At 52.4% G+C, this 25,030-nt stretch carries 25 protein-coding genes; 1 reads left to right on the forward strand and 24 read right to left on the reverse strand.

What is annotated here, in order from left to right; all coding sequences use genetic code 11:
- Together gmk and VLH40_04110 are read right to left on the reverse strand one after the other, a co-directional pair.
- Positions 1–398, reverse strand: a 398-nt coding sequence (gene gmk / locus VLH40_04105) for a guanylate kinase (protein ID HSV31191.1), incomplete at its 3' end; no start/stop codon positions are given.
- 3 nt (positions 399–401) lie between these two features.
- Positions 402–1,274, reverse strand: a complete 873-nt coding sequence (locus VLH40_04110; protein HSV31192.1) for a YicC/YloC family endoribonuclease — start codon at positions 1,272–1,274, stop codon at positions 402–404.
- Positions 1,275–1,348: 74 nt separating this feature from the next.
- Here VLH40_04110 and VLH40_04115 point away from each other — a divergent pair, with 74 nt between their 5' ends.
- Entirely contained in the window at positions 1,349–3,064 is a 1,716-nt protein-coding gene (locus VLH40_04115; GenBank protein HSV31193.1) for an NFACT family protein, read from the forward strand.
- Here VLH40_04115 and VLH40_04120 read toward each other — a convergent pair.
- From VLH40_04120 to mraZ, 22 genes are all read right to left on the reverse strand, one after another.
- The gene (locus tag VLH40_04120; GenBank protein HSV31194.1) at positions 3,059–3,982 is read right to left on the reverse strand and encodes an RluA family pseudouridine synthase; all 924 of its coding nucleotides are present in this window, start codon (positions 3,980–3,982) and stop codon (positions 3,059–3,061) included. The two genes, VLH40_04115 and VLH40_04120, sit on opposite strands and share 6 nt — an antisense overlap.
- On the reverse strand, positions 3,954–4,430 hold the full coding sequence (lspA, locus tag VLH40_04125) for a signal peptidase II (GenBank protein HSV31195.1): 477 nt from the start codon (positions 4,428–4,430) through the stop codon (positions 3,954–3,956). Before lspA ends, VLH40_04120 begins: the two co-directional genes overlap by 29 nt.
- A 5-nt stretch (positions 4,431–4,435) precedes the next feature.
- Positions 4,436–5,035, reverse strand: coding sequence for a DivIVA domain-containing protein (locus tag VLH40_04130; protein HSV31196.1), 600 nt, complete (start codon positions 5,033–5,035; stop codon positions 4,436–4,438).
- Positions 5,032–5,847 carry a pyrroline-5-carboxylate reductase gene (gene proC, locus VLH40_04135; protein ID HSV31197.1) on the reverse strand — a complete coding sequence of 272 codons (816 nt, stop codon included), beginning with the start codon at positions 5,845–5,847 and terminating at the stop codon, positions 5,032–5,034. Before proC ends, VLH40_04130 begins: the two co-directional genes overlap by 4 nt.
- Positions 5,844–6,551 (reverse strand): YggS family pyridoxal phosphate-dependent enzyme, encoded by a 708-nt coding sequence (locus VLH40_04140; protein ID HSV31198.1) that lies wholly within the window; start codon positions 6,549–6,551, stop codon positions 5,844–5,846. Before VLH40_04140 ends, proC begins: the two co-directional genes overlap by 4 nt.
- Entirely contained in the window at positions 6,548–8,221 is a 1,674-nt protein-coding gene (locus VLH40_04145; GenBank protein HSV31199.1) for a radical SAM protein, read from the reverse strand. The genes VLH40_04140 and VLH40_04145 overlap by 4 nt, the downstream gene beginning before the upstream one ends.
- A gap of 2 nt (positions 8,222–8,223) precedes the next feature.
- The gene (gene ftsZ / locus VLH40_04150) at positions 8,224–9,273 is read right to left on the reverse strand and encodes a cell division protein FtsZ (GenBank protein ID HSV31200.1); all 1,050 of its coding nucleotides are present in this window, start codon (positions 9,271–9,273) and stop codon (positions 8,224–8,226) included.
- 16 nt (positions 9,274–9,289) lie between these two features.
- Complete coding sequence (ftsA, locus tag VLH40_04155; protein HSV31201.1) at positions 9,290–10,555, reverse strand: cell division protein FtsA; 1,266 nt, start codon at positions 10,553–10,555, stop codon at positions 9,290–9,292.
- On the reverse strand, positions 10,552–11,268 hold the full coding sequence (locus VLH40_04160; GenBank protein ID HSV31202.1) for an FtsQ-type POTRA domain-containing protein: 717 nt from the start codon (positions 11,266–11,268) through the stop codon (positions 10,552–10,554). The genes ftsA and VLH40_04160 overlap by 4 nt, the downstream gene beginning before the upstream one ends.
- Complete coding sequence (gene murB, locus VLH40_04165) at positions 11,268–12,200, reverse strand: UDP-N-acetylmuramate dehydrogenase (protein ID HSV31203.1); 933 nt, start codon at positions 12,198–12,200, stop codon at positions 11,268–11,270. Before murB ends, VLH40_04160 begins: the two co-directional genes overlap by 1 nt.
- Complete coding sequence (murC, locus tag VLH40_04170) at positions 12,164–13,549, reverse strand: UDP-N-acetylmuramate--L-alanine ligase (protein ID HSV31204.1); 1,386 nt, start codon at positions 13,547–13,549, stop codon at positions 12,164–12,166. Before murC ends, murB begins: the two co-directional genes overlap by 37 nt.
- A 99-nt stretch (positions 13,550–13,648) precedes the next feature.
- The gene (locus VLH40_04175; protein HSV31205.1) at positions 13,649–13,930 is read right to left on the reverse strand and encodes a hypothetical protein; all 282 of its coding nucleotides are present in this window, start codon (positions 13,928–13,930) and stop codon (positions 13,649–13,651) included.
- Positions 13,931–13,982: 52 nt separating this feature from the next.
- Positions 13,983–15,068, reverse strand: a complete 1,086-nt coding sequence (locus VLH40_04180; protein HSV31206.1) for a UDP-N-acetylglucosamine--N-acetylmuramyl-(pentapeptide) pyrophosphoryl-undecaprenol N-acetylglucosamine transferase — start codon at positions 15,066–15,068, stop codon at positions 13,983–13,985.
- Complete coding sequence (ftsW, locus tag VLH40_04185; GenBank protein ID HSV31207.1) at positions 15,065–16,231, reverse strand: putative lipid II flippase FtsW; 1,167 nt, start codon at positions 16,229–16,231, stop codon at positions 15,065–15,067. Before ftsW ends, VLH40_04180 begins: the two co-directional genes overlap by 4 nt.
- On the reverse strand, positions 16,224–17,558 hold the full coding sequence (gene murD, locus VLH40_04190) for a UDP-N-acetylmuramoyl-L-alanine--D-glutamate ligase (protein ID HSV31208.1): 1,335 nt from the start codon (positions 17,556–17,558) through the stop codon (positions 16,224–16,226). The genes ftsW and murD overlap by 8 nt, the downstream gene beginning before the upstream one ends.
- Before the next feature lie 4 nt (positions 17,559–17,562).
- Positions 17,563–18,531, reverse strand: a complete 969-nt coding sequence (gene mraY, locus VLH40_04195; GenBank protein HSV31209.1) for a phospho-N-acetylmuramoyl-pentapeptide-transferase — start codon at positions 18,529–18,531, stop codon at positions 17,563–17,565.
- Positions 18,531–19,931: a UDP-N-acetylmuramoyl-tripeptide--D-alanyl-D-alanine ligase gene (gene murF, locus VLH40_04200; protein ID HSV31210.1), complete on the reverse strand. Its 1,401-nt coding sequence runs from the start codon at positions 19,929–19,931 to the stop codon at positions 18,531–18,533. The genes mraY and murF overlap by 1 nt, the downstream gene beginning before the upstream one ends.
- Positions 19,906–21,429, reverse strand: a complete 1,524-nt coding sequence (locus VLH40_04205) for a UDP-N-acetylmuramoyl-L-alanyl-D-glutamate--2,6-diaminopimelate ligase (protein ID HSV31211.1) — start codon at positions 21,427–21,429, stop codon at positions 19,906–19,908. The genes murF and VLH40_04205 overlap by 26 nt, the downstream gene beginning before the upstream one ends.
- On the reverse strand, positions 21,426–23,120 hold the full coding sequence (locus tag VLH40_04210) for a penicillin-binding protein 2 (GenBank protein HSV31212.1): 1,695 nt from the start codon (positions 23,118–23,120) through the stop codon (positions 21,426–21,428). Before VLH40_04210 ends, VLH40_04205 begins: the two co-directional genes overlap by 4 nt.
- Positions 23,117–23,452: a hypothetical protein gene (locus VLH40_04215; protein HSV31213.1), complete on the reverse strand. Its 336-nt coding sequence runs from the start codon at positions 23,450–23,452 to the stop codon at positions 23,117–23,119. The genes VLH40_04210 and VLH40_04215 overlap by 4 nt, the downstream gene beginning before the upstream one ends.
- Positions 23,449–24,354 (reverse strand): 16S rRNA (cytosine(1402)-N(4))-methyltransferase RsmH, encoded by a 906-nt coding sequence (gene rsmH / locus VLH40_04220; protein ID HSV31214.1) that lies wholly within the window; start codon positions 24,352–24,354, stop codon positions 23,449–23,451. Before rsmH ends, VLH40_04215 begins: the two co-directional genes overlap by 4 nt.
- Positions 24,351–24,815: a division/cell wall cluster transcriptional repressor MraZ gene (gene mraZ / locus VLH40_04225; protein ID HSV31215.1), complete on the reverse strand. Its 465-nt coding sequence runs from the start codon at positions 24,813–24,815 to the stop codon at positions 24,351–24,353. The genes rsmH and mraZ overlap by 4 nt, the downstream gene beginning before the upstream one ends.
- Positions 24,816–25,030: the final 215 nt, after the last annotated feature.

The raw sequence follows: 25,030 nt of genomic DNA on the forward strand, positions 1-25,030 counted from the left end.
CGCAACCGTTTTTCAAGAACCTGCAGGGAAGGAGGGGCGATGTATACAAACACCCCCTCCGGAAAACTCCAGCGAACTTGTTGCGCGCCCTGGATATCGATCTCCAGAATCACATCACACCCCTGAGCCAACCATGCTTCGATTGGTTTCCGCGGTGTCCCGTAATAGTTTCCGTGGACCTTTGCCCATTCCAGGAAGGCGTGTTCCTTTTTCATGCGTTCGAAGGTTTCGTTATCTATAAACGTATAATCAAGTCCTTCCCGCTCTCCAGACCGGGGGAGGCGGGTGGTCACTGAGACTGAATACCTCAGTCCGTCGCAACAGGATATCACGGTTTTACGCAGGGTGCTCTTGCCTACCCCGGAAGGACCAGATATCACGAACAGAAGACCAGACATAGGTCACTCCACGTTTTGGATTTGTTCCCGCATTTTCTCAAGGACTGTTTTCATATCGATGACCAAGGATGATATATCTACCGATCCGGCCTTGGAACCAAGGGTATTGATTTCTCTGTTCAACTCCTGGAGAATAAAATCCAGTTCCCGCCCCAGGGGATGGTTCTTCTTGAACAGGCCCTCCATCCGGTCAAGATGGGTCCGCAACCGGACAATTTCTTCATGGATATCGCTTCGTTCAACATAGTACACCAGTTCCTGGGCCAACAAACCCTCGTTGACCGGCGTAGAGGGGAGCATTTCCTCCAGACGCTGCACAAGGCGATTTCGATAGTGTTCCTTCGTCGTTGAGGCATACCCGCTCACCGAATCAGTGAACCTTCGAACAGACCCAAGCAGCCCGGCCAGGTCTTGCAGAAGACGGGAACCTTCGTTGGATCGGAACGCATTAAAGTATTGATAGGCTTCCTCGAGAATCGGGAAAAAACGATCCCACTCGCTCAGCCATCGTTGATCATCTTTTTTGAGCTGGATAATTTCACCAACTTTGAGCAATAGCTCAATACTCGGTTCGCAGGGAAGATCGAGTTCGTTGGCGATCATCCGAATGCCTTCGAGATAAGAGCGGGCCAGAGCGCTGTTCGGAACCACCGAAAAAGCTTCGGCATGAGGTTCGAAAGATATTTTTATTTCGACTTTCCCCCGTGAAATCCGCTCACGGAGGAAAGTAACGATGGCTTCCTCCCACAGGGTGAGTTCCCGCGGCAGTCGTATATGGACATCACAAAATCGGTGGTTCAGGCTTTTCAGGTTTATCCGATAATACCCCAGAGCTCCGTTCCCCTCTGCGTAACCAAAACCGGTCATACTGTTCATAAGTCGGCCCCTTTACAACGTTCTATTCTGGGTCTATATTATTGAATAATGTTTATTCTGTCAACGAAGCCAAAATGAGAACACTCGAAGGACTCCCCCTGCGTTTTCTGGTCGAAGAACTCACTCCGCTTTGCCTGGGTTCCCGAATACAGCGAATTGTCACCGGTGACCATCGGGAAACCCGGCTACAGCTCTCTAAAAAAGACCTCGCCGGCTGGCTGGTGCTTGCCTGCCATCCGGAAAAATGCGCCCTTTTTTTTGATCCGGAAAGATCATCGCGGCAAAAAAATACCCACTCGGGTTGGGAACAACTCCTGGCGAAATACCTCGGCGGCGGAAGAATCGAATCCATCGAGCAGGTCGGCTGGGACCGGATCGTTAGGTTGACCGTCCGAAATCACAGCCTGTGGGGAGAGCACACCGCTTTTTCTCTGATCCTGGAGTTGACCGGTCGGAACGCGAACTGTATCCTGACGTTGCCCGACGAACAACAAACCGTCCTGGGAGCCCTGCGAACAGTTTCCAACCAAGAGAGCCGCTTCCGAAACATCACTCCCGGAGAACCCTATCAGCTCCCTCCCCAGAAAAGAGAACGCATTAACCCCCTCGACTTCACCAATCAGTCCCCTGCGGGCGCACTCCCGGTTCCCCGCGCCGAGGAAATCCCCGACTGGCTGATTAAAACAGTGGATGGTATCGGTCCCTGTCTCGCCCGCTGGATCGCTGAACGGATGAAGCGGGAACCCGATGCTACGCTGTCACAAATCCAGGCTATCCTTTGGGAATTCGTTCATCCACTTCAGGAAAGAACCTACCAGGTGGCCCTGCTCCGCGACCCGCACTCAAAAAGACCCTTGAGTCTTACCTGGGCCGATTCCTCTGCCGCCCCGCCTCCGGAGGCCGGGATTTACTGGTCCTTCAACGAAGCAGTACGAGCGCTTCAAAAGACCGAAAGTGAATGGCAGACTCGGGAAACGGAAAAAAACCGCTTCCAGAGATACATCCGGAAAGAATTAGACTATATTCACCGGGAAGAGGAAAAAGTCCACTCGCTTCTCCTGCCGGAGGAAGAAGTCAAAAACTTGAAACTCAAAGGTGAACTCCTGAAAATCCACTCAAATTTAAAGTCGGAGAACCTGCACGAACTGCGGGTCTCCAACCTGCTATCCGAACAGCGGGAGGAAGTGGTTATCGAACTCGATCCCCGATTCACTATCAGTCATAACATGCAGCGCTATTTTCGGCGATACCGGAAGGCCGTGCTCCGCAACATACAATTGAAGGGGAAATTGGAAAAAATCCAGAAAAAAAAATCCCTAATCCGAACATCACTACACACGGGTTTCATAGAAGGGACGAGCCTGGCGGGCACTGCAACTCCATCGGATGATCGGTCCATAGGGGGGAGAGCGCAGCGCTTTCGAACTCCCTTAGGCAATGAAATCCTGGTGGGGAAAAATAACCGGGAGAACCATGTTTTGATCAACCGCCTGGCGAATCGGAATGACTACTGGTTTCATGTCCGGGATTTGCCCGGTTCGCATGTTATTTTGAAGATAGTCAATTTCCAGTTCAACCCAGAAAGCGACCTTCTTCACGCGGCCCGCTTAGCTGCTTCTTTGTCTTCCGCAAAAAACTCCTCACGAGCCGAGGTCATCATGACCAGGGTCAAGCATGTGCGTTTCGTCCCCAGTGGTAACCTGGGAAAAGTGACCTTCCGCAACGAGCGCACTCTCGTTGTCGAGCCTACCCGGCCACGGGAACTCGTCTTGTTGGATAACCATTCATGACCTTCGGTGCTCTTCCCTCAGACGTGCGAGAAGAAGCTTCAGATCTTCGGGCAATGTGGCGGAAAAAGTGGCCCGCGCACCGGTCAGGGGATGTGGAAAGCTCAGTAGGAAGGCGTGCAGAGCGTGCCTGGATAACCCGCTGACCGGCGTTCTCGTCCCGTATACCGTATCGCCGGCCACCGGAAAACCCTGCGAGGCAAGATGTACCCGAATCTGGTGGGTACGTCCGGTTGTCGGTCGTACGGAAAGAAGGGAAAAAGCCGGGCCGGTTATCAGGGGCTTGACCAAGGTACGGGCTGCCTTCCCCCCTCTTTGTTTCACCTCCATATACCAGGGTTTCGCCTGATTCCTGCCCAGTGGTAGATCAACGACGTTTTTAGCCTGCCAGCACCCTTCGACAACCGCCAGATACCATTTCTCAACTTGTCGTTCCTTGAATGATTTCACCAGAGACAAGTACGCGGTATTTGTTTTGGCTACAACCATAATCCCCGAGGTATCCCGGTCCAAACGCTGGACAATGCCGGGCCGCAAGGGGCGGCCATAATCGGCCAGGGTAATACCCAGCCCATAAAGGGCGTTTACCAGGGTGTCCCGCTGAAAGAGCGACACGGGATGAACGGTCATCCCGGCCGGTTTATCAACAACCAGAATATCCTCATCTTCGTAAACGACATCCAAGGGGATCGCTTGCGCGGGGGGAGCCTGACGATCCGCTTCCGGCCAACAGACCTCGACCAGATCACCGGGGATGACTTTCTTCCCGGCTTTATTGGTCAAATGTTGATTGACGGTTACCCGGCCTTCCCGAATGATCCGTCCCAGTAGGGTTCGCGAAATCTCCGGATACTGGCGGGCAAGCCAGGAATCGAGCCGGCAAAAGGCCTCGTCATACACCTGTATCTTTTCGCTGTTCACAGGTGGTTTCCAACCGCCAAAAATTGAGAAAGACCAGAACCAATCCGGCAATAATCACAACATCGGCCACATTGAAGGTTGGCCAAAAAGAGGGATTTAAAAAGTCAATGACGTGCCCCCATCGAAACCGGTCCAGCAGGTTCCCCCAGGCACCACCGAGAAAAAGCCCTGTTCCGGCATAATATGAGATTCCAGCCTGGGGAACCCGGGGGATCAGCCCCAGAAAAAAAAGGCTTACGGCTACCGTCAGAACCCCTAACCACAAAGGATTCAATAAAACCAGACCAAAAGCGCTCCCGATATTGAAGGCCAATCTCAGTTCAAACAATCCTTCAACAACCGTGATGGATCGATGGATAAGCGTACGTGATGCCCACCACTTGGTCGCCTGATCAAGGACGAGGGCACCGATAAATGGGAGAAGAAATGACAATGCTTTCGTACGCAAGATGATCATCGGTCAGAAAAACGTGAATCGTTTTGAAAGTCATCCAGTGAAAAACTGGTCACGTCTTCTTCCGGAACAACGTCGCCGGAAACGATTCTTCCCGGGTGTTGAGCCGGGTTACCGTTGTGAGGTGGTTTTTCGTCAAAGGGTAGGTCGAATTCCCTTTCTTTTCTTTCCATCCCCTGCAGAAAGGAATTCAGAAGGGATTTGAAACGGACAAGAAAGGCGTTGTATTTATTCTGGAGTTCCGTCCAACTATTTTCGATCTCTTTCTTTTTACGCAGGGCTTCATCGACGATTCTCTGAGATCTTTGCTGGGCTTCGCGCAGGACCATTTGCCCTTCCCGCCGGGCCAATTCTTTTTCCACCTCGGCCTGCATTTTCCAATCCTCGAGATGGAACTCCAGTTTCTCTACATGCTGCTGTCGTTCAGCGAGCTTTTTTTTCAGGTCCTCTCTTTCCTGGATCAACCTATCCCGTTCCTTCAGTACTTCCTCCCACTGTTCGGCTAATTCTTCCAGAAATTCGTTTACCTCCGCCTCGCTGTACCCACGAAACACCCGGCTGAATTCGTAATCAAGAATTTCTTCCGGTTTAATGGTCATCGGCATCGCCTCTCACCACCGGACATGCCGGTTTTCCGGTAAGATGCTTCAACGGCGTTCATTACTGCAGCCCGCAGTCCCCCTTCTTCCAGGCGGCGTATCCCAGCAATAGTCGTTCCGCCAGGTGAAGCGACTTGATTCTTCAGTAACCCCGGGTGATTTCCTCGCGCTTTCAGAAGAAACGCGGTACCACACACAGTTTGCAGGGCCAGTTTCAGGCTCGTTTCCCAGGGAATCCCGATACTGACTCCTCCATCGGCCAGAGCCTCGACAAACATGGAGACAAAGCCGGGACCGCTTCCGCTGAGCGCAGTATAGGAGGCAAGATGTTTTTCTTCAGTTTCAAAAATCCACCCCAGGGTCGACAGAAAAAAAAGAAAATCCTCCTTGCGGTCCTGTTCCATATCCGGCGAGAAACATACGGGGACAATCCCTTCGCCTACCTCAACCGCAAGATTGGGCATGATCCGGACTATTCGTTTTGCCCCGGCGAGCGCACTCGCGAGATCACTAAGAGAGACTCCGGCCAGAACCGAAACGAACATGGCCTCCGGCCACCGCTGCAGGTGGATGCCCGCTCCCGAAAGATCGTCCGGCTTGAATGCGAGAACGACAATGGTTGGCGTGAAAGGTATCTCCTCCAGATGTGGTGCCCATGCGAGATCAAACTCGGCAGCCAGTTCCGAAGCCCGCTCGGAAATAACGTCATACAGGAAATACCGGTTTTTGCGGAGACGCTTTTCCCGACATAACCCTCTGACCAAAGCGCCACCCATATTACCGCAACCAAGAATCAGGACATTTTGAATCACAATATGCTCCTTTCACCGAACAATACTCTTCCCAAGCGTACAATCGTCGCCCCCTCCTCAACAGCCAGGGCATAATCGTCACTCATTCCCATAGACAACTCCCTGAGCGGGTGATCGCCGGTCACCCTCATCCGATTGACTTTCTCCAGAAGATCCCGCAGTCTTTGGAAGCAACCTCGCACGAGAGATTCTGTGCCCACAAACGGAGCAATAGTCATCAGCCCCGTCACCCGAATCGGAGGAATATCCTGCAACTTCTCAAGAAACGGGATAACCTCTTCTGCGGCAACACCTCCCTGGTTTTGGCTTCCGGTCAAGTTGACCTGAAGGAGAACCGGGTAGCTGACCATACCGAAGCGATCGAGATGTTTCTCTATAACCAACGCCTGTTTATGTGCATCAAGGGATTGAACCGAGTGAAACAATTCTATCACTTTTTTGACTTTATTGGTTTGCAGGCGGCCGATAAAATGCCAGCGGATCGGTGATCCGGAAAGGTGCACCATTTTCCGCTCGGCTTCCTGCAGGCGGTTTTCCCCGATCTCGTGTATTCCGGTCTCCACTGCCTCTCGAATTCTTTCCGGTTCCACGCCTTTCGCAACCGCATACACTACCACCGAGGAACTTTTCCTTCCACTGCGCTGGCAGCTTCTTTCGATAGTTTCGCGGATCCGATCAATATTCTCCGCAACCCTTAGGGTCATCGCGAACACACTCCGCATTCAGTACACCCATGTCCAAAGCAACGTCCGGCGGCCTCAGCGCGCTCCCCCCGTTCATTTTCCCCCTTCCGGTGTTCCTCGTCGATACCGGAACAAACGACCTGCCAGGGACGAAACTCTCCAGACCAAGGCGAACGAGGCCATTCCCACAGGTCCCGCCCGATTCCTCCCAGCAGGCTTTTCCAGGTTTTCACCGTGGAATCTCCACTATCCCGCACAAAGCGCGGTATCTGTTCTGACAACAATCGGTCAGCCCGGGCCAGAATCAATTCAACCCAAGCCTGACGGGGACTTTCCCCGGAAAAGGCCAAACCAATTTTTTTCAGTCCTTTTTCAAAAATCCGCTGCTCTTCCTTCCACCGTGAGAATGGCAAAGCAACCGTATCGGCCAGCGGAGTGAGCGGCTTAGGAACAAAAAAACTATACGAGACAGTAATTTTCCCCTTTGGTCGATTGTCCGACGTAAGACCGGAAAGAAAATCGAGATCGTCCTCCGGCCCACTCCAGGGCTTTCCCAACATGAAGTATAGTTTAACGTTCATCCGCCTTGTATTCAATATATGATCCACGAGTTCAATCCATTGCCGGTTGTCGAGTGTTTTCCCCAGTATTTTCCTGGTGACTTCGTTTCCGCTTTCCGGTGCCAGGGTTACCGTACGGATTCCTCCAGCCGCCAAGCTGTCCAAAAGGTCCTTTCGTTCCCAGAGTGTCTGAGCGGAAAGCGATGAAAAAGTCGTGGAAAGGCGGAGCGCTTTCGCGTCATCAAGAATCCCAGTCAGTTGTGGATGGGCCAGGATATCCGCACCGACCAGACCGACTTTTCCGGAAAAAGCCAGTACTTGGCGGAACATCGCTCCGACCAAGTCGGTGGAGCGAGGACGCAGCGGCCGATAAATGACCGTCCCGGCACAGAAGCGGCACCGGTAACTGCAACCCCGGCTTATCTCGACCAGCGCGGTATTACGAAAATGGGTATGGGGACTGTAGATAAAAGTCCGGCATTCATGGGCTTCTACATCGACCCACTGGCGCTTTACCGGTAAGACAAGCGGGGACCGGCTTTCGAACCCGCCGAGGGTTCCTTTGCGGTAGATCGGTTTGACGAGAGACGGCAGGTATACTCCCTCGATTTCGGCCAAGGCCGTCAGCAGATCCGGTTTGTTTCGGACCCGTTCCCGCATCGTCTGCCAGATATACAATACTCTGGGCAGAGTTTCTTCACTCTCACCGACGATAACCACATCGGCAAACGGCGCGACGATTTCGGGATTCAGTGTCGGTACCGCACCGCCGCCAATTACCAGTGGATCAGCAAGTTCCCGATGGAGGGCCAGAGGCTTCACCCGGCCTGCGGAGAGGATGGAAATTAAAGTCGGCAGGTCCCGTTCATAACAGAGGGAAAAGCCGATGATCGGGAAACAGAACAACTCCGCCCGACTTTCCAGGGAACGTGGACCACTGTCGGAAAAAAACCTTTCCGGCCGCCAGCCGACTAAGCCGTACACCAGGGAGAGAACGGTTTGGAAGCCGAGATTGGCCATTCCCAAGGCATAGGGTCCGGGAAATACCAAGGCAAAGAAATGGTTGCCCTGCTTAGCTCTCAGCCGAAGGCCTCTTTCCCGGAGCAAAACATCCTGGCCAACGGGAAACATGCTTATTTTTTTCTCATAAAGGCCGGGGTATCGAGGTCGTCTAATGAAAATCTATCGTGGACTCCATTAGGATTGTCGTCGGGTTCCAAAGCATCCACCTGCTCAAAACCGGTGGCGATCACCGTGATTTTTATTTCGTCCTTGATCTTTTCATCGATCACCGCTCCAAAAATGATATTCGCCTGATCGGACGCGGCGCCACAGATAATTTCCGCCGCCTTGTTCACCTCAAGAAGACCCAGGTTCGGCCCTCCGGTGACGTTGAACAGAATCCCGCGGGCTCCTTTGAACGACGTTTCCAAAAGGGGGCTGGAAACAGCGGCTTTCGCCGCCTCGACCGCCTTATTCTCCCCCGAGGCCCGGCCGATCCCCATCAAGGACGTCCCGGCATTGGCCATGATGGTGCGGATATCGGCAAAATCAAGATTGATAACTCCCGGGACGTTGATCAGATCGGATATGCCTTGAACGCCCTGCAGGAGTACATCATCAACCATGCGGAAGGCTTCCCCAAGCGAGGTGGTACGGTCACTGATCTGCAAGAGCCGATCATTGGGAATGACAATCAAGGTGTCGACTTTTCCCTTGAGCTGTTCGATTCCCGCTTCCGCCTGACTGGAACGTTTCCGTCCTTCAAAAGAAAAAGGCTTGGTCACAACGGCAATGGTCAGAATTCCCAGTTCACAGGCAATGGAGGCGATGACCGGAGCACCGCCGGTTCCCGTTCCTCCACCCATACCGGCGGTCACGAAAACCATCTCGGTGTCTTCGAGAATCCGGAATATTTCGTCTCGATCTTCTTCGGCTGCCTTTCGGCCGGTTTCCGGATTCGCCCCGGCTCCCAATCCCCTGGTCGATCTTTTGCCAATCTGCAACTTCGTTTCCGCCTTGGAGGATCGTAATACCTGTACGTCGGTGTTCATGGCCACAAACCCGACTCCCCGCAATCCAGACTCAACCATCCGGTTGACGGCATTGCCACCGCCTCCGCCAATGCCTAAAACTTTTATCGCCACTCCATCACGCTGGCTTTTTTTCTTATCGGAAACCATTCGACCTACCTCCATCTCATCCCATCATGAAAAAGTCTCGCAACCAATCAAACATTTTCTGGGCCCTGCCAAAGGAACTTTCGATAAAAGGCCGTGTTTTTTTCCGACTTCCCTTGGCGGACAAGGCCTGTTCCAGCAAGCCGCAGGCAGTGGAAAAGATCGGGTTCGAAATGGTTTGCACCATGCCAATATACTGTCGTCCATCTGGATACCCCCCTCTGACCGGTAAATCCAGCATCGTCGATGCAAAATCGTTGATTCCTTCCAGCAGAGATGATCCACCAGTCAGGACAACCCCTCCCCGCAAATAACGCTCCATACCAGAAGCCTTTATCTGCCGACGGAGCAAGAGAAACAATTCTTTTATCCGTGCTTCGATAATCTCACAGGCAAACTTCCGGCGAATCGTTTTCAGCGACGAGAGGCTCATATCCTTCACTTCAATCATCTCATCCGGTGAGACAAGCTTACTGAAAACTGAGCCGTATTTCAATTTGATCTTTTCCGCCTCGTCACGGGAAGTTCGTAAACCAACCGAAAGGTCGGCGGTCAGGTGTTCTCCTCCCAGCGGAATGACCCCGGAAAACCAGATACTTCCATCAAAAAACATAGCCATATCCGTCGTTCCGCCGCCAATATCGACCAGTAAAGTTCCCGCTTCCTTTTCCACCGAAGTCAATACCGACTGCGCGCAGGCATAGGGCTGAAAGATAAAGTTGGCTACCTCCAGCCCCGAATCGAGAAAACACTTATGCAAGTTTTGTATATGGCTTTCCTGAGCGGTAACCACATGAATCCGGGCCCCGAGACTACTCCCCACCATCCCCTGCGGGTCGGCGATTCCATGTTGATCGTCCACGGAAAAACTCTGAGGAATCAAGTGGATAATCCGTATCTGTTCACCGGGAATGCGGGATCGTGAACTTTCCACCACCTTCTCCATTTCCCGTTCGGTAATCTCCCGGCTTGCCCGGCTGATAAGCACTTCGTTCTCTATGTTAAACGAAGAAATTGCATCTCCGGAAACCCCGGCCACAATCACGTTCGGTTCGCGGCGGGCAACTTCCATGGCTAACGCGAGAGAATCCCGAATTGCCAGGGTAGTTCTTTCAACATTCACCACTTTACCCTTGCGAATACCCTGGGAAGCACTCAGGCCGATTCCCAGGATCTCGATACCCTCACCCTGGGATCGTCCGATCAGAGTACAGATTTTACTCGTGCCCACATCCACCGCTGCAACCACCGCAGGGTTTCCGTCAATATATTTAAAAACCTTCAAAAAGACTCACCTTCGTTTCGAATCAAGACGATGTCCCGTCTCATTCTCAAATCGAAACCTCCCACCTGGAGAGCTTTAATCTGTACCTCTCGCAAAAGTGGTGCGAGCAAGGCCGCTTTATCTTGCAGATTACGCGGTCCTTCGCTCCTAATAAATATACCATTATACAAATTCAAAATAAATAACTTTCGATCTTCGACCCGGATCTCCGTCAGGGGCGTTTCAAATGTTTCTTTCCATAGATCGATCATTTCCAACGCATCGGCAAGGGCTCCGGAATCATAATAATCCATCCAGATGCGGGGTAGTGAGGCGGTCTCCTCACGAATATTGGACACTTCAAACGCATCCCGGTCGACACAATACGTGACATCACCGATCACCACGACAGCAAAGGGCTCCCGCTCTTCGATCTCGATCAACAATGCCCGTGGAAACACTTTTTTCACTCGTGCATCCCGGACCTCAAGAATTCTCTCCAATCTTCTTTCCACTTCCCAGGCCCGGATGCCAAAAATATTCTCTCCGGGAAGCACTCCAGATGTTTCAATAACCAAGCTTGTCGCTAATCGGTGATTCCCGGTGACGGTAATTTCCTGAATCCTGAGGAAATCGCTACGCATGAGCAGAAAGAAAATCATCCAGGAGAGAAGACCCAGGGCGAGATAAAAAAAAAGGATACGAAGAAATATTTTTACCTTGTTAAGACCCATTACCAAACCTCTATTTCATTTTCCAGGATGATTCCCCTTTTCCTGTAAACCTCGCTTCGTATCCATTCGATCAGAAAATGAACCTCCCGGTACGTGGCCCGTCCTCGATTGATAATAAAATTCGAGTGCCTGGTCGAAACTTGCGCGTCCCCGACCCGAATACCCTTAAACCCCATGGCCTCGATAATCCTGGCGGCATAATCTTCAGTTGGATTTTTAAAAACACTCCCGGCAGAAGGATAGCCGATAGGTTGAGTTTTTTTCCGTAACAAATTATAATTCCTGATTTTCTCTCGGACAGCTTCCGGCGGAGAGGGTAGCAAATGAAAACGGGCCTTGAGAATAACATGGCGCTTCAGACGTAGGGTCGAATGACGGTAAGTAAATCCAGCCTCTTCTTGCTCAAGCCACCGCGTTGTACCATCACCATTCCTGACCAGAATTTGTTTGGCCAGGCGACCGATTTCCTGGCCAAAACAACCGGCATTCACCAACAATGCCCCGCCAATCGTTCCCGGCACCCCAACCAGAAACTCCACGCCGGTCAAACCATGGAAGAGAGAAAGGCTCACCAGTTTAATCAAGCGGGTTCCCGATCCTGCCTCGATTTCACATGAACCAACCAACTCGAGCTGGGCAAAATCTCCTTCCAGGATGATTACAACGCCATTGAACCCCCGATCATCGACGAGAATATTCGATCCCTTACCAAGGATGCGCCAGGTAATTCCCCGCCGATCAAGAAAGGCGATGAGACGGTTCAGGGCCTCGACACATCGAACCTTCACCAGGGCTTTAGCCTTGCCGCCGATTTTCCAGGTGGTGAGACAACGCATCTCCGGTTCGGGAAGGAAATCCCATCCCTGCGTCTTGGCAAGCTCCCGACGGAGAAGAATCAGGTCTTCCCACACAAGCAGGTGCCTACCTTCCACACATCACCCGCTCCCATCGTGATCAGGAGATCGCCGGGCTCCAGCCATTCCTCGAGTATTCGAACGGCATCATCCAGGCTTTCCGAGAGAAAGGCCTGATCATAACCTTTCTCTTTCATCGCCCGGTAGACGAGTTCGGATGTGACGTTCTCAACGGGCCTTTCTCCCGCCGGATAGATGGGAAGTATAAGCACCCGATGAGCGCTGCCCAGCATCTGCGCCATTTCCCGATACAGCCTGCCGGTGCGGGTATACCGGTGTGGCTGGAAGACTACCACCAGGCGTCCCGCCGTCTGATGGACGGCAGCCTGGAGAACCACCTCCATTTCGGTGGGGTGATGAGCGTAGTCGTCCACCACCTGTGTACCACGATAGAATCCAATGCACTCAAACCGCCTCTTGACTCCGCTGAACGAAGCAATCGCATCCCTGATTGTGGATGAACCGATTTCCAGCTCCACACCGACGGCAATGCAGGCTAAGGCATTCAGGACATTGAAGAGTCCGGGAATATTAGTCTCGAAATCTCCCAGACTGTGCTTTCCGTTACTCACTCGAAAGGCGTACCCTCGTTGTTTTTCCCTGAGGACCAGTGCGCGGCAATCCAGTTCTTCCTCGGTCATACCATACGTCAACACCCGAAAGGAACGCTTCCTGGTGGGAATGATGGTTCGAACATTAGGATGATCCTTGCAAAGCACGGCCAGCCCTCCCGGTTTGATACGCTCCAGAAAGATCTGATAAGCTTCGACTGCCTTGTCCATGGAGCCGTAATGTTCGAGATGATCGTCTTCGATGTTGGTTATGACGCCACAATAAGGTCTCAGCTTCAGAAACGATCCGTCACTCTCGTCGGCTTCAGCTACAAAAAGATCACTCTCTCCTATCTTGGCGTTTCCGCCAATATCTTCCAGTTCACCACCGATGAGGACGGTCGGCTGAAGCCCTGCCGTCTCCAAAAGGAGGGATATCAACGAGGTGGTGGTCGTTTTCCCATGGGTTCCGGAAACGGCGATGCCTCTTTTCCGGTTGAGGAGAGATGCCAACATCACGCCTCGATGAACAATAGGGAGTCTTAACTCACGGGCCGCGCACAACTCCTCGTTCTCCGCAGGTATCGCCGATGAGACAATCACCGCTCCGTTTCGCTGGATTCTTTCCCGACAATGCCCGACATAAACAGGAATGCCCCGTTCCCGCAGGCGTACGGTCATTTCACTCTCGGTTATATCCGAACCACTCACCCGGTAACCCATTCCCCGGGCAATGAGCGCCAGACCACTCATACCGGTTCCCCCGATACCAATGAAAAAGAGGTCTCGGGGTAAGCTGAGGGTCTCTCTCTCCAATGCAATTCCTCCTAACACATTAAGATGATGTCAAACACTCGGAATACACTTATTTGAACCCAGATCATCAACGGGTACCATGTGAGCAAGGCTCATATTTCAATAAGGATGCCCGGGAAGACTCTCCTCCTGGCCGGCTCGGCCACCTATCGGAAAGCGGCCTTCCCCCCCGGACACATTTTTCGGGCTCCGCGGGCTAGAGAGGGTCGCGCTTCGAACACCAAGCCGGATTAGGCCACGCAACGACCCGGATACCAGTTCCCTGGTGATACAGGCATGTACTATAACCACCTTGATACAGAAGGCCTCTCCGGGCTCATGAAGGACTCCCGGCACCAGAGTAACGCCGCTCTCTTTCGCCGATGGTTTTAGGTTCAACATATAACCGCTTAATCATTCATTTTCCTGTTCGATGCCGTCGGGCCCCGACCGGTTAACCCCTCTGTAATTCCTCAACAATGGCTTTGGCAATGAGTTCGGCAGCTTCTTGTCGGCCTTCCTGACCATTCCACGATTCCCGCTTGAGGGCAAACATCCGCTCAAGCGCCCGGGCCAGGTTGATGGGATTGAATTCCCGTTCTCCGAATACCTCTACCGGCTGTCTTCTCCGAAGCCAGCCCGCGTTCAATTCCTGATGACTCTCGGTCGCCCCTTCGAAGGGGATCATGATGGCGGGAAGTTGAAACCAGTCCACCTCAAAGGTCGTGCTGGCCCCAGCTCGGCAAACCACAACGTCGGCTGCGGCATAGGCCGCTCCTGGATCAGGAAGAAAATCGAATACCAAGTACCGGCCGGGATCATTCGCAACAAACTGCCCAAGGGGCCGGCCTTCCTCCTTTCCGGTCGTATGAATCACCTGAAAGGGAGTACCAGTCCAGTTTCGCCATACTTCCGCAAAAACCCGGTTGATCAGGGAAGAGCCCAGGCTGCCGCCAATGACAAACACGGTACGAAGGTCAGGCTTGAAGCCGAAGAAAGCTCTGGCTTCCTCTTGTTTCCCTCTCCATTCTCGAACGGTTTTCCTCAGCGGATTCCCCGTCAGGGAAATTGTATCCTGATTTTGAAAATATGCCAATGAATCCTCGAAAGAAATAAAAATTTTTCTGGCCCACCGGGAAACAACCCGATTAGCCAGTCCCGGCAGTACATTTTGTTCGTGGACAAAAAGGGGGATACGGAAGATCCGACCCCAGAATCCGATGAGCAAAGAAACATAGCTTCCCATACAGAGAATTCCGCAAGGTCGCTGCGCGGCAATCAACCTGAAGGCCTGGAAAAACCCGATGGTATTAAGTAGAAGCATACGGAAAAAAGACCATCCAAGCGTCCGGTCCCAACCCCGGGCGCAGATGTAGTGAAGAGGAAACCCGGCTTGGCCGATAAACCGGTCCTCCATACCCCTCCTGGTTCCGATAAAGTGGACTGCGAGCACACCTTCCTTTTGGAGTTCTTCGGCAACGGCTAATCCGGGAAATATGTGACCTGCGGTACCGCCGGCACAAATATAGAATCGTCTCATCCGACATTACCCTTTTTCCGGGAAGCGATATTGAAAAGAATGCCTATCTTGATCAGGGTTATAAGCAGCGATGAATTGCCATAACTCATCAAAGGTAGAGTGATTCCGGTAATGGGTATGATTTTGAGGACGACACTCAGATTGATCGTTGCCTGAACAAAGATGCTGAGCGTGAGACCCATGGCCAGAAGTCCCTCAAATTCATTCTGGGTCTGAACGGCTATCCGCCAGCCTCTCCAGAGGATAACGCCAAATAATACGAGAATGGACAGGGTGCCCACAAAACCGAATTCCTCACCGATAATCGCAAAAATGAAATCGGTATGCCGTTCGGGGAGATAGAAAAATTTCTGCCGGCTTTCCCCCAGTCCCAGACCGAAAATGCCTCCCGATCCCAGGGCGATCAGAGATTGAATGATTTGAAAACCCTTCCCCAGCGGATCTTTTTCCGGATTGAGAAAGGATTCGACCCGGGCTCTCCAGTAAACGTTTCCACTGAAAAAAACCAGGAAAAAAACGGTGGGAATGATGATAATCACCGGCAACAAAAGGTGAAAAATACGTCGGCCACCCAGGTAAAGCATGAGAAAGGCAATGATCACAAGAAATAAGGCGGTCCCCAGGCTAGGTGCGAGAAGAACCAGCAGGCACGTTCCCCCGACGACAAGCAGAAAGGGAACGACACCGTATATAAAGTCCTGAGCCCGGTCCCGATAATGGACCAAGGCATCGGCCATGTACAGGATGACACTCAACTTCGCCAATTCTGAGGGCTGAAATCCAATGGCGAGCCAGCGGTATGCCCCGCCCACTTCGCGGCCGATGCCAGGGACAAAGACAAGAATGAGCAGGATAAAGGAAAAAACGAGCAACTTACGGCTCAGACGCCGCAGCAACTCCAAGTTGAATACGCTGGCCGCCACAAAAAAAGGAAGGGATACTCCAAGCCCTACCAGATGCCTTTTCAAAAAAAAGAAGGGATCGGCGAAGAGATCCAGCCCAGTCGTCATGCTGGCGCTGAAAACCATGACGATTCCCAAACTGAGCAGGATGAGCGTCGACCAGAAGAGGGGAGGGTCAATATCCCACCACCATTCCCAGTTTACTTTCTCCATCCGGAAAATTTTAAAACGATGGAGAGGGGCTTGAGGCAGTTCAACCATGAATCAACCTCCGGAAGTGCTCTCCCCGATCTTCAAAGTTCCGGTACTGATCCCAGCTGGCGCATCCTGGAGAAAGAAGGACCACATCACCCATACCGGCGATCAGGCGGGCCCTCTGTACAGCCTCTGCGAGGTCGTGAACCTGGCAACAGAGAAGTTCACCCGGGATAAATTCTTTGAGCAAATCTCCCGATTCTCCGAAAAGAATGACCGCCTTGATCTTGTCCTGAGTCAAGACAGCACTCAATTCAGAGAAATCCGGCAATTTGGCCCGGCCGCCCACCAATAGAACCAGAGGTCCCGCGATCGACTCGACCGCAGCCCGGGTCGCCGCCGGGGTCGTCGACTTCGAATCGTTGATAAACAGAACTCCATTGTATTCCTCCACCGGTTCCAAACGATGCGCCAGGCCCCTGAAGCGCCCCAGCGCCCGCTCAATCGAAGGAATGTCCACCCCAGCTGTCCGGGCTGTGGCAACGGCACAGAGGAGATTTTCCAGGTTATGGAGTCCCGGCAATTTCCAAGCCTGAGTCGAAAGAGAATAGCGATGACCACACCATTGTTCCCTGATGATCAGTCCATCGTAGAAAAACCCTTCGGAAAGCCGTCCTTGCGTGGAAAAGGGCACAATCCTCGAGCGGCTCAAGCGGCAAAAAAGAGTATGCCAGGAAGATCTGCTGGAATTGATCAGAGTGAAATCTTCCCGACACTGATTATTCAATATGCGGGCTTTGGTGAGCGCGTAATTGATCATTGTCCGATGCCGGTCGAGATGATTGGGAAAAACGTTGAGAATCGCGGCCAGATGAAAACGGGCTGTATAGGTTCTTTCCAGTTGAAAACTGGAAACCTCCACCACTCCCCACTCGTAGCGAGTTCCTGAAAGGCAGGCCTCCAACAACGGGGTCCCCAAATTCCCTCCCACAAAAGCCGGGATTCCCGCCTCGTGAAATATCGCACCGACGAGGGAAACGGTGGTGCTCTTTCCATTTGATCCGGTGATGCCAATCAGCGGAAAAGACAGAACCCGGGAAGCCAGCTCAATCTCGCTGATCAAGCTGATTCCCCGGCTTTGTAAAGCTTTGACGAGAGAATGATCACCAGGTACGCCGGGGCTGACGATTCCTTCATGGAAAGGATGGCGGACGAGACGACCCCACTGGTCATTCGGAATGAAATTAAATCCGGGATGTGAGGTGATTTCCGCAGGGATCGCCTCAGGAGCAAGGTTGTCGTCGACCGCAAAAACCCGCTCGCCGTGATCCAGAAGAAACCGTGACACCTTGAGGCCTGTGTTTCCCAATCCAATGACAATATAATCGGGCACCAACTTATCCTCTAATTCCCAGGACCGCAATCACCGCTCCCAAGGCCTGGACCATCCAAAAACGCAAAGTGATCTGATGTTCCTTCCATCCTCGCAATTCATAATGATGATGCAGTGGACTCATGAGAAAGACTCTCTTTCCAAAAATTTTAAACGATGTCACCTGAATGATTACGGAAAGTGTTTCCAGAACAAAGACGAATCCACAAAACAACAGGAGGAGGGTTTGGCCGGAAGCCAAGGCCATAAACCCGAGAAGAGCCCCCAATCCCAGAGAACCGGAATCTCCCATAAAAATTTTCGCCGGCCAGGCGTTAAACCATAAAAAGGCGAAAAGCGCGCCGGCTATCGAAAGATTAAGAGCCGTCATTCCCGGATTGCCGGTCAAAAAGAAAAACCATCCCCAAAAAAGAAAAGAAATTATGCCACACCCACCAGCCAGACCGTCCAAGCCGTCGGAAATATTGAAGGCGTTCGTTGACGCCAAAAGCACAAAGACACCGAACAAAAAAAAGAGGGGTCTGGATAGGGTGAGGGTAATCTGGGTGAACGGGAGGCTAATTTCGGGAGAAAGATTCTGCACCATCCAGCCCATGACCATCCCGGAGAAAACCACCTGGGCAAGAAATTTGAAACGGGCTTTAATACCCCAGGGTTTTTCCAGAAAACTCTTGAAATAATCATCCAAAAACCCGATCGCGGTAAACGAAACGACAACGATCGCGGGAAAAACCCAGGCTCCCATCCATTCTTTCCGGAAAAGAGCGGTCAGAACGATGGAGAAGACGATAACCATCCCACCTATACTGGGGGTATTCTCCTTGTGAAGATGCAGATTCGGGCCTTCTTTTTTTATTTTCTGACCCAAGCTCCGTCTCCTCTGCCAGTTGATAAAAAAAGGAAACACCACCAAGCCGATCGCCCAGGACAGGAGAAACGCCGTAAAGCCATCCCGCAGATGAGTGAATCCCATCACGGGCTCCTCCACTCCATCGGTATCGCCCGTTCCATCTCCATCGCCCGCGAACCCTTAAAAAGAATTACCCATTTGCGCGGGGAAATGGCCAGTTTTTCACGAAAGATGGCGGTTCCCTCAGCGTGTGATGAAACCAGAAACACTCCCTGCCCCGCCGCATCACCGGACAAGACCTGGTCGGCCGCCCGATGAAATACAGCGCCCAGGAGAATGACCTGGTCGATCCGCAACTTCAGAAGAAAACGTATTAGCTCCTGATGGGCCCGATCAGAGGCATCGCCCAACTCGAGCATATCCCCCAGGACCGCCCAGGTTTCATAGCCTTTCTGCCGAAAACCGTCTAGAAGATGAATCGCTTTTTTCATCGAGAGGGGATTTGCGTTATAGGTATCATCGATAACGACTCCGTTACCGATCCAGGTCAGGGTTTCCCTGCCAGGTGAGGCAACCATGGCTTCCGTCCGTTCCACAATCTGTGGGAGGGTGATCCCGCATTCAAGGGCAAAATGAACGGCCGGTCCGAGGAGAAGCGCCACTTCCGGGCTGACAATTTTCGAACGGAAGAGAGGCCGATCCCGACCGATTCGCAACTGGAACCGTGATCGTACGGTATCCGGCTCAAAGGTGAATTCTTCCAGGACAATATGGGATGAGGGGTGGTCGGGACCACCGAAAGTTACTATTTCAGGCCGGTTACTCTTCGCAAGATCCCGGATACTGGCAAAGCACCGGTTGCCGGTATAGAGGTACACCCGCCGGGTTTTCCCGCAAACCAAACGCATTTTTTCCCTGGCTACCGTCTCCACATCTCTCAAGCCCTCCAAATGGCCCTCTCCAAAGGGAGTGAAGATGGCTATTTCCGCCTGGGCCAGAGATGACAATTCCGCCATCTCCCCGGGGTGATTGATACCCGCTTCCAAAAGGTAATAACTGCTGGTAACCGAGAAATTACACAGGGAGACCGCCATACCTATAACGGTATTGAAACTGCGGGGAGTGGCCTCGACCTGGAAGCGGGATGAAAGTAACTCCTGAAAGAAGCGCTTGGCCGTCGTCTTCCCCACTGTGCCGGTAAAAGCCAGGCGAGTACCCTGGAGAAGACCGGTACACGCTTTCCCCAGATTTTTCAGGGTATTTTCGGTGTCCGTCACACGAAAAACGGTAAAATCCGGCAGAAAACATCCGTCCTTTTCCACCAAAGCCCCGGCGGCTCCCCGTTTCCAGGCATCAGTAAGGAAGTTATGCCCGTCGGTTCTCTCGCCCCGCAAAGCTACAAAGAGCGTATCCTTGGAACACTCCCGGCTGTCAATGGCAATCCTGGCAAACAATCCGGCTGAACCACGAGAAACCATCGTCGCCCCGGTCAGAGATTCAATCTCTCCGGGTTTGAACCGCATGGATCCCCTCCTGAATAAATGATCGCACTATTTCTAAATCATTGTGGTTGATACTGTAATCAGCAAAAATCTGGCTCCGTTCCGGACCTTTGCCTGCCAGGAAAACAATATCTCCCGGCCCGGCAGCCTGTAAAGCCTGACGGATCGCTTCTCTTCGATCGACGATGGCCCGGTACTCCACCGCCCTGACCCCGGCTTTCTTGCATACGCCTTCCAAGGCGTCGTTAATGGTGCTCATTGGATCTTCATGGCGAGGATTGTCGGTGGTGAGAATACAAAGATCGCTCCACCGGGCAACAGCCTCTCCCATCAACGGTCTTTTCCGCTTATCTCTCTCTCCACCGCAGCCGAAAACGCTAATGATTTTTCCGCTGGTCAGGTTACGAACCAGGGAAAGACTCTTCTCCAGAGCGTGCCAGTTATGGGCGAAATCAACGATGATCTCAAAATCCTGACCGGCGCGGACACGTTCCCACCGCCCGGGGACCCGCGGGGTTAACGCCAGCCCCCGGGCAATCGTTTCCTGGGTCAACCCATAAAACAGCGCAACGCTCACCGCACCCAGCGCATTATATACATTGTGGAGACCGGGCTGGCTGATCTGGAGCGGGAACGTTCCCCAGGGACTTTGTACGGTAAATTCGGTCCGGTCGAAGGCGTGTTTCGGGTTTACCGCCCGGACATCCACCCCCCGCTCGATACCGAATGTGATCAGAGGGACATTGTATCCGCCGGCCATTCGCATTACTTCGGGGTCATCCCCATTGGCGACGACGAGGGGGGGGGTAGTTTTTTCCCGATTCGCTTCCACCATGGACAAAAGCTTTTTTTTGCTCGCGAAATAGTGATCGTATGTCCCATGAAATTCCAAATGTTCCGAGACCAAGTTGGTGACCACCGCGGTATCAAAAAGAATCTCCGCCACCCGGCCCAGAGCCAGCCCATGCGACGACACCTCCATGACCGTGTGCCGAATACCTTTTTTTAACAGGGCGTCAAGTCGGGACGAGACGCTCAAGGCGTCCTCGGTGGTATTGACCGACTCGTATTCCTCGTTGCCGATCAAGTTCTTCACGGTCGTCAGCAGCCCGCATGGCCATCCGCCCTCTTCAAAAATGCTGTGCAGTAAGAAACAGGTTGTTGTTTTGCCATTGGTACCGGTAATCCCCACCACGTGCATCTTCCGGGACGGATGACCGTAAAACACCGTGGAAATATGGGCCATCGCCTCGCGAACATTGGAAACCAGGATATATGGGACGTGGTCTTGAATTTCTGGAATCGAATTCCGATCCTGGATGACGACCAGCACCGCACCCCGGTCAATCGCTTCGTTCAAAAAGAGGTGACCATCGGTATTTGCCCCGGGGAGGGCAAAAAAAACATATCCCGGACGTACATGACGGGAATCGGCCGCCAGCCCTCGTACCTCACAATCCCCGTTTTGCCGGTTTTTCCCGAGAACCGTTAATCCGCTTGTTATCTCGCGTATATTCAATAGATCCGAACCTCTGCATCCTGAGACGGAATGCCCAGGTAATTAATAACATTCTGTGCGATATCCCGAAACACCGGTGTGGCGATCTCGCCTCCATAAAACGCGCCTTGCGCTTCATCCAGAACAACGACAATGCCTATCTGGGGATCGGGGAGAGGGAAAAAACCGGCGAAGGACGAAACAAATCGATCCGCCATATAAAGGCCGTCCGGTCCGATTTTCTGTCCGGTGCCTGTCTTTCCTCCGATCCGGTATCCGGGAATGACCGCCCTTTTACCGGTTCCCTCTTCTGCGGCCTTCTCCATCATGTGCAATACGAGCCACGCTGTATCGGCGCTGATCACCCGGCCAGCCGGCGCTGGGAGATGTTCCCTGACCGGTTCACCATCCAGGGTTTGCACCCGCTGGACAATCCGGGGATGCATCAATACCCCTTGGTTTGCGATCGCCGAAAGGGATTTTAACAGCTGAAGAGGCGTTACCAACATTTCCTGCCCGATGGGAACAGCACCGATCGAAAGGGCTGACCATTCCCGAAAAGGGCGCAACAGCCCACTTTCCTCTCCCTCGAGAGGAAGCTTGGTAGGTTCGCCGATTCCAAAATCTTTGAGATAGCGAAAGAGACGTTCTTCTCCCAACCGTTGCGCCAGTTGTATGACCCCGACATTGCACGAGTCGGCGATAATCTCCTCCAGTTTCAGATCGCCATGGGCATTGATATCCCGCATTCGATGATTATACACCATTATATGGCCCGGACAATAAAACGCTTCTTGAGGGTGAGTCAGTTTTTCTTCAAGGCTGGCGGCCACCACCAGCGGTTTGACCGTCGAACCCGGTTCGAAAACCATCCCGATGGCCAAATTTCTCCACTTATCGGGATCGTAGGCCCAGAAATGACTGTTGTCGAAGGTAGGCCGGGCCACCATGGCCAGTATGTCACCGGAACGGGGATCGTTGACCACCACCACGCCCCTTTTGGCCTTAGTGCTCTCCATAGCCTGATCCAGCGCGCGTTCAGCGAAAAATTGGATTGAACTGTCTATAGTAAGAATAACGTCATTCCCCGGTTTCGGGTTTAAAAAGCCGGTACTACCGGGTATTTCCCGACCGGTTGCGTCACGCTCGTAGGTAACAAAGCCGACTTCCCCCGTCAATTCCTGGTCAAAAGTAAATTCGACTCCTTCCAACCCCCGATGGTCAGTCCCGACAAAACCGACGAGATTACTCAAGCGGGGCGCTTGTGGATAAAAGCGAATATTCTCTCTCCGCCACTCAATACCCGGTAAATTCTCCTTCCGCAATACTTCTTCCAAATAGAGCGGGACCTTCCTTTGTATCCAAACGAAACTGAGCGGGCTTTTCAGACGGACAAACAACTCTTCTTGATCCATAGTGAGGATGCGAGCCAAATGTTTGGCGGTTTCTTCAGGGTTGACAATCAGAGAAGGAAGGGCATAGACTGAAATAGCCTCGAAATCCCTGGCAATGGCTTCATTGTGCCGGTCGAGTATTTTACCCCGTGGAGGAACGAGGTCTTCGACCCGCATTCTGATCAGGTTTGCCCGTTGCCGGTAGACGTCACCATAGGTGATCTGCACGGTATACAAACGAAACCCGATGTAAAACAAGAACGTGAAGAGGAGGAAGACCAGAAAATTTGTCCGGTGGACAAATTTTCTCGAATTCATTGCTGCAATACTCGATCAGCAATATTGGCTGCGATATGCTGTTCCGGTTCCTGTCTTTCCGCTTGAAGCGTGCTTCCGGAAGCTAGATATATGGTTTCTGTTGGTTGAACCATGCCCAACCGGTTTGTGGCAATTTCCCCGATCCGATCCAGAGAGGCCGCCTGGGCGATAGCCACCTCCAATCGGTTCCGCTCAGCCAAAAGACTTTCCACGCGTCCCCTTTTCATATCCAAAAGAAATGACCGGTTGACAAGTTGAGCCTGAACCGCCAAATAGGCCAAAGACATACACAGAACGAACATTAGAAATAGAATCTGATACACTCTGGTCACGGTTTCTCCCCCTCTGGTACCGGTGCCTTCCGGGCCACCCGCAAGCGGGCACTCCGGCTCCGGGGATTTTCCTTGATTTCATTGTTTCCGGTTAGAATCGGCTTTTTGGTTTCGACAACCAAACGGCTGTCCCCCCGAAAAAAAGTTTTTACCTGACGATCCTCTAATGAATGGTAGCTCAGGATAACGATCTTCCCTCCCGGCTCGAGTAAAGCAGGGACCTTTTCCAAGGCGTTCCTCAGTTCTTCCAGTTCATGATTGACGAAAATACGGATCGCCTGGAAACTCCGGGTGGCCGGATCGATTTTTCCTCGCGACCATCCCAGTGCCCGGCGGATAATTCCGGCCAATTCCCCAGTGGTTTCCACCGGCTTTTTTTCCCGGTAACGCACTATAGAACGGGCAATCCGGCGTGATTTTCTTTCCTCTCCATACCGGTATAGAATGTCTGCCAATTCTCGTTCCGGAAACGTGTTGATCACCTGACCGGCGGACAGCGTCTGACCGGGATCCATCCTCATATCCAACGGACCGTCCTCCCGGAAACTAAACCCGCGATGCGGGGTATCCAATTGCCGTGAGGATACGCCCAAATCGCATAATATTCCCGAAACTTGCGTGATTTGCAGGGAATCGAGAATCCGGTCAATGTCGGAAAACGAACCCTGGATCAAGGTCAACCGGGAACGAAAGGGATCTAACCACCCGCGTGCCGCATCAAGAGCGTCCGGATCCCGATCGATGCCTACCAGGCGGGCTTTCCCCGAAAGAACAAGAAAAAGCGCACGAGCATGACCACCTCCCCCCACCGTACAATCCACATAAATTCCATCCGAACGGTGTGCCAGACAGCGGCAAACCTCACCAGTCATGACCGGCCGATGAAAGCGGTATTTATTCATATGCCGGTATCCATCAAGCCTTTACCGATTTCCTCATACCGTCCTTCCATTTCTGTGGAGTAGCGGTTCCATCCCTCTTCGGACCAGATTTCAATGCGGGTTCCCGTACCCACTACCATGGCCTTCCGCTTCAGGTTGGCACGTTCTCGGAGCGGCCGGGGAATCATGATCCGTCCCAGGGGATCGGGACTGACTGAAGCGGCGTTGGCCAAAAATATCCGGGAAAAACTCCGACCTTCCTCTCTGGTAAGGGGTAGAGAAGCTATGCTTCGATACAGGCGTTCCCACTCTTCCTGGATAAAGACAAAGATACACCCTTCCAGCCCCCGCGTGAGATAGATCGTATCCGAGAGGTTTTTACGGAAATCATCTGGTATAATGATTCTGCCCTTGTTATCGATGGAACGCTGATGATGACCAAGAAACATGGGGACTCTCCAAACACCCACCTTTTTCCACATTCTATCACTTATTCCCACAAATTGATAGATCAACTCCCTTTTTCGCTAGTTTTCCAGATAATTTCGTAGGTTGGGGAGCCGGTTCAGAAACAGGCGAGCATTAGCGAGGAGTAGCCAGTCAGTGCCCTGCGGCTCCGAACATCCCCATCACCGTTTTTTTACAGAGCACCAAGAATGAGTTTGCAGAAGGAATCTTGATTCTGCTGCAATAAGTA

The sequence above is a fragment of the Atribacteraceae bacterium genome, assembly GCA_035477455.1.
In the GTDB taxonomy this organism is placed as follows: domain Bacteria; phylum Atribacterota; class Atribacteria; order Atribacterales; family Atribacteraceae; genus DATIKP01.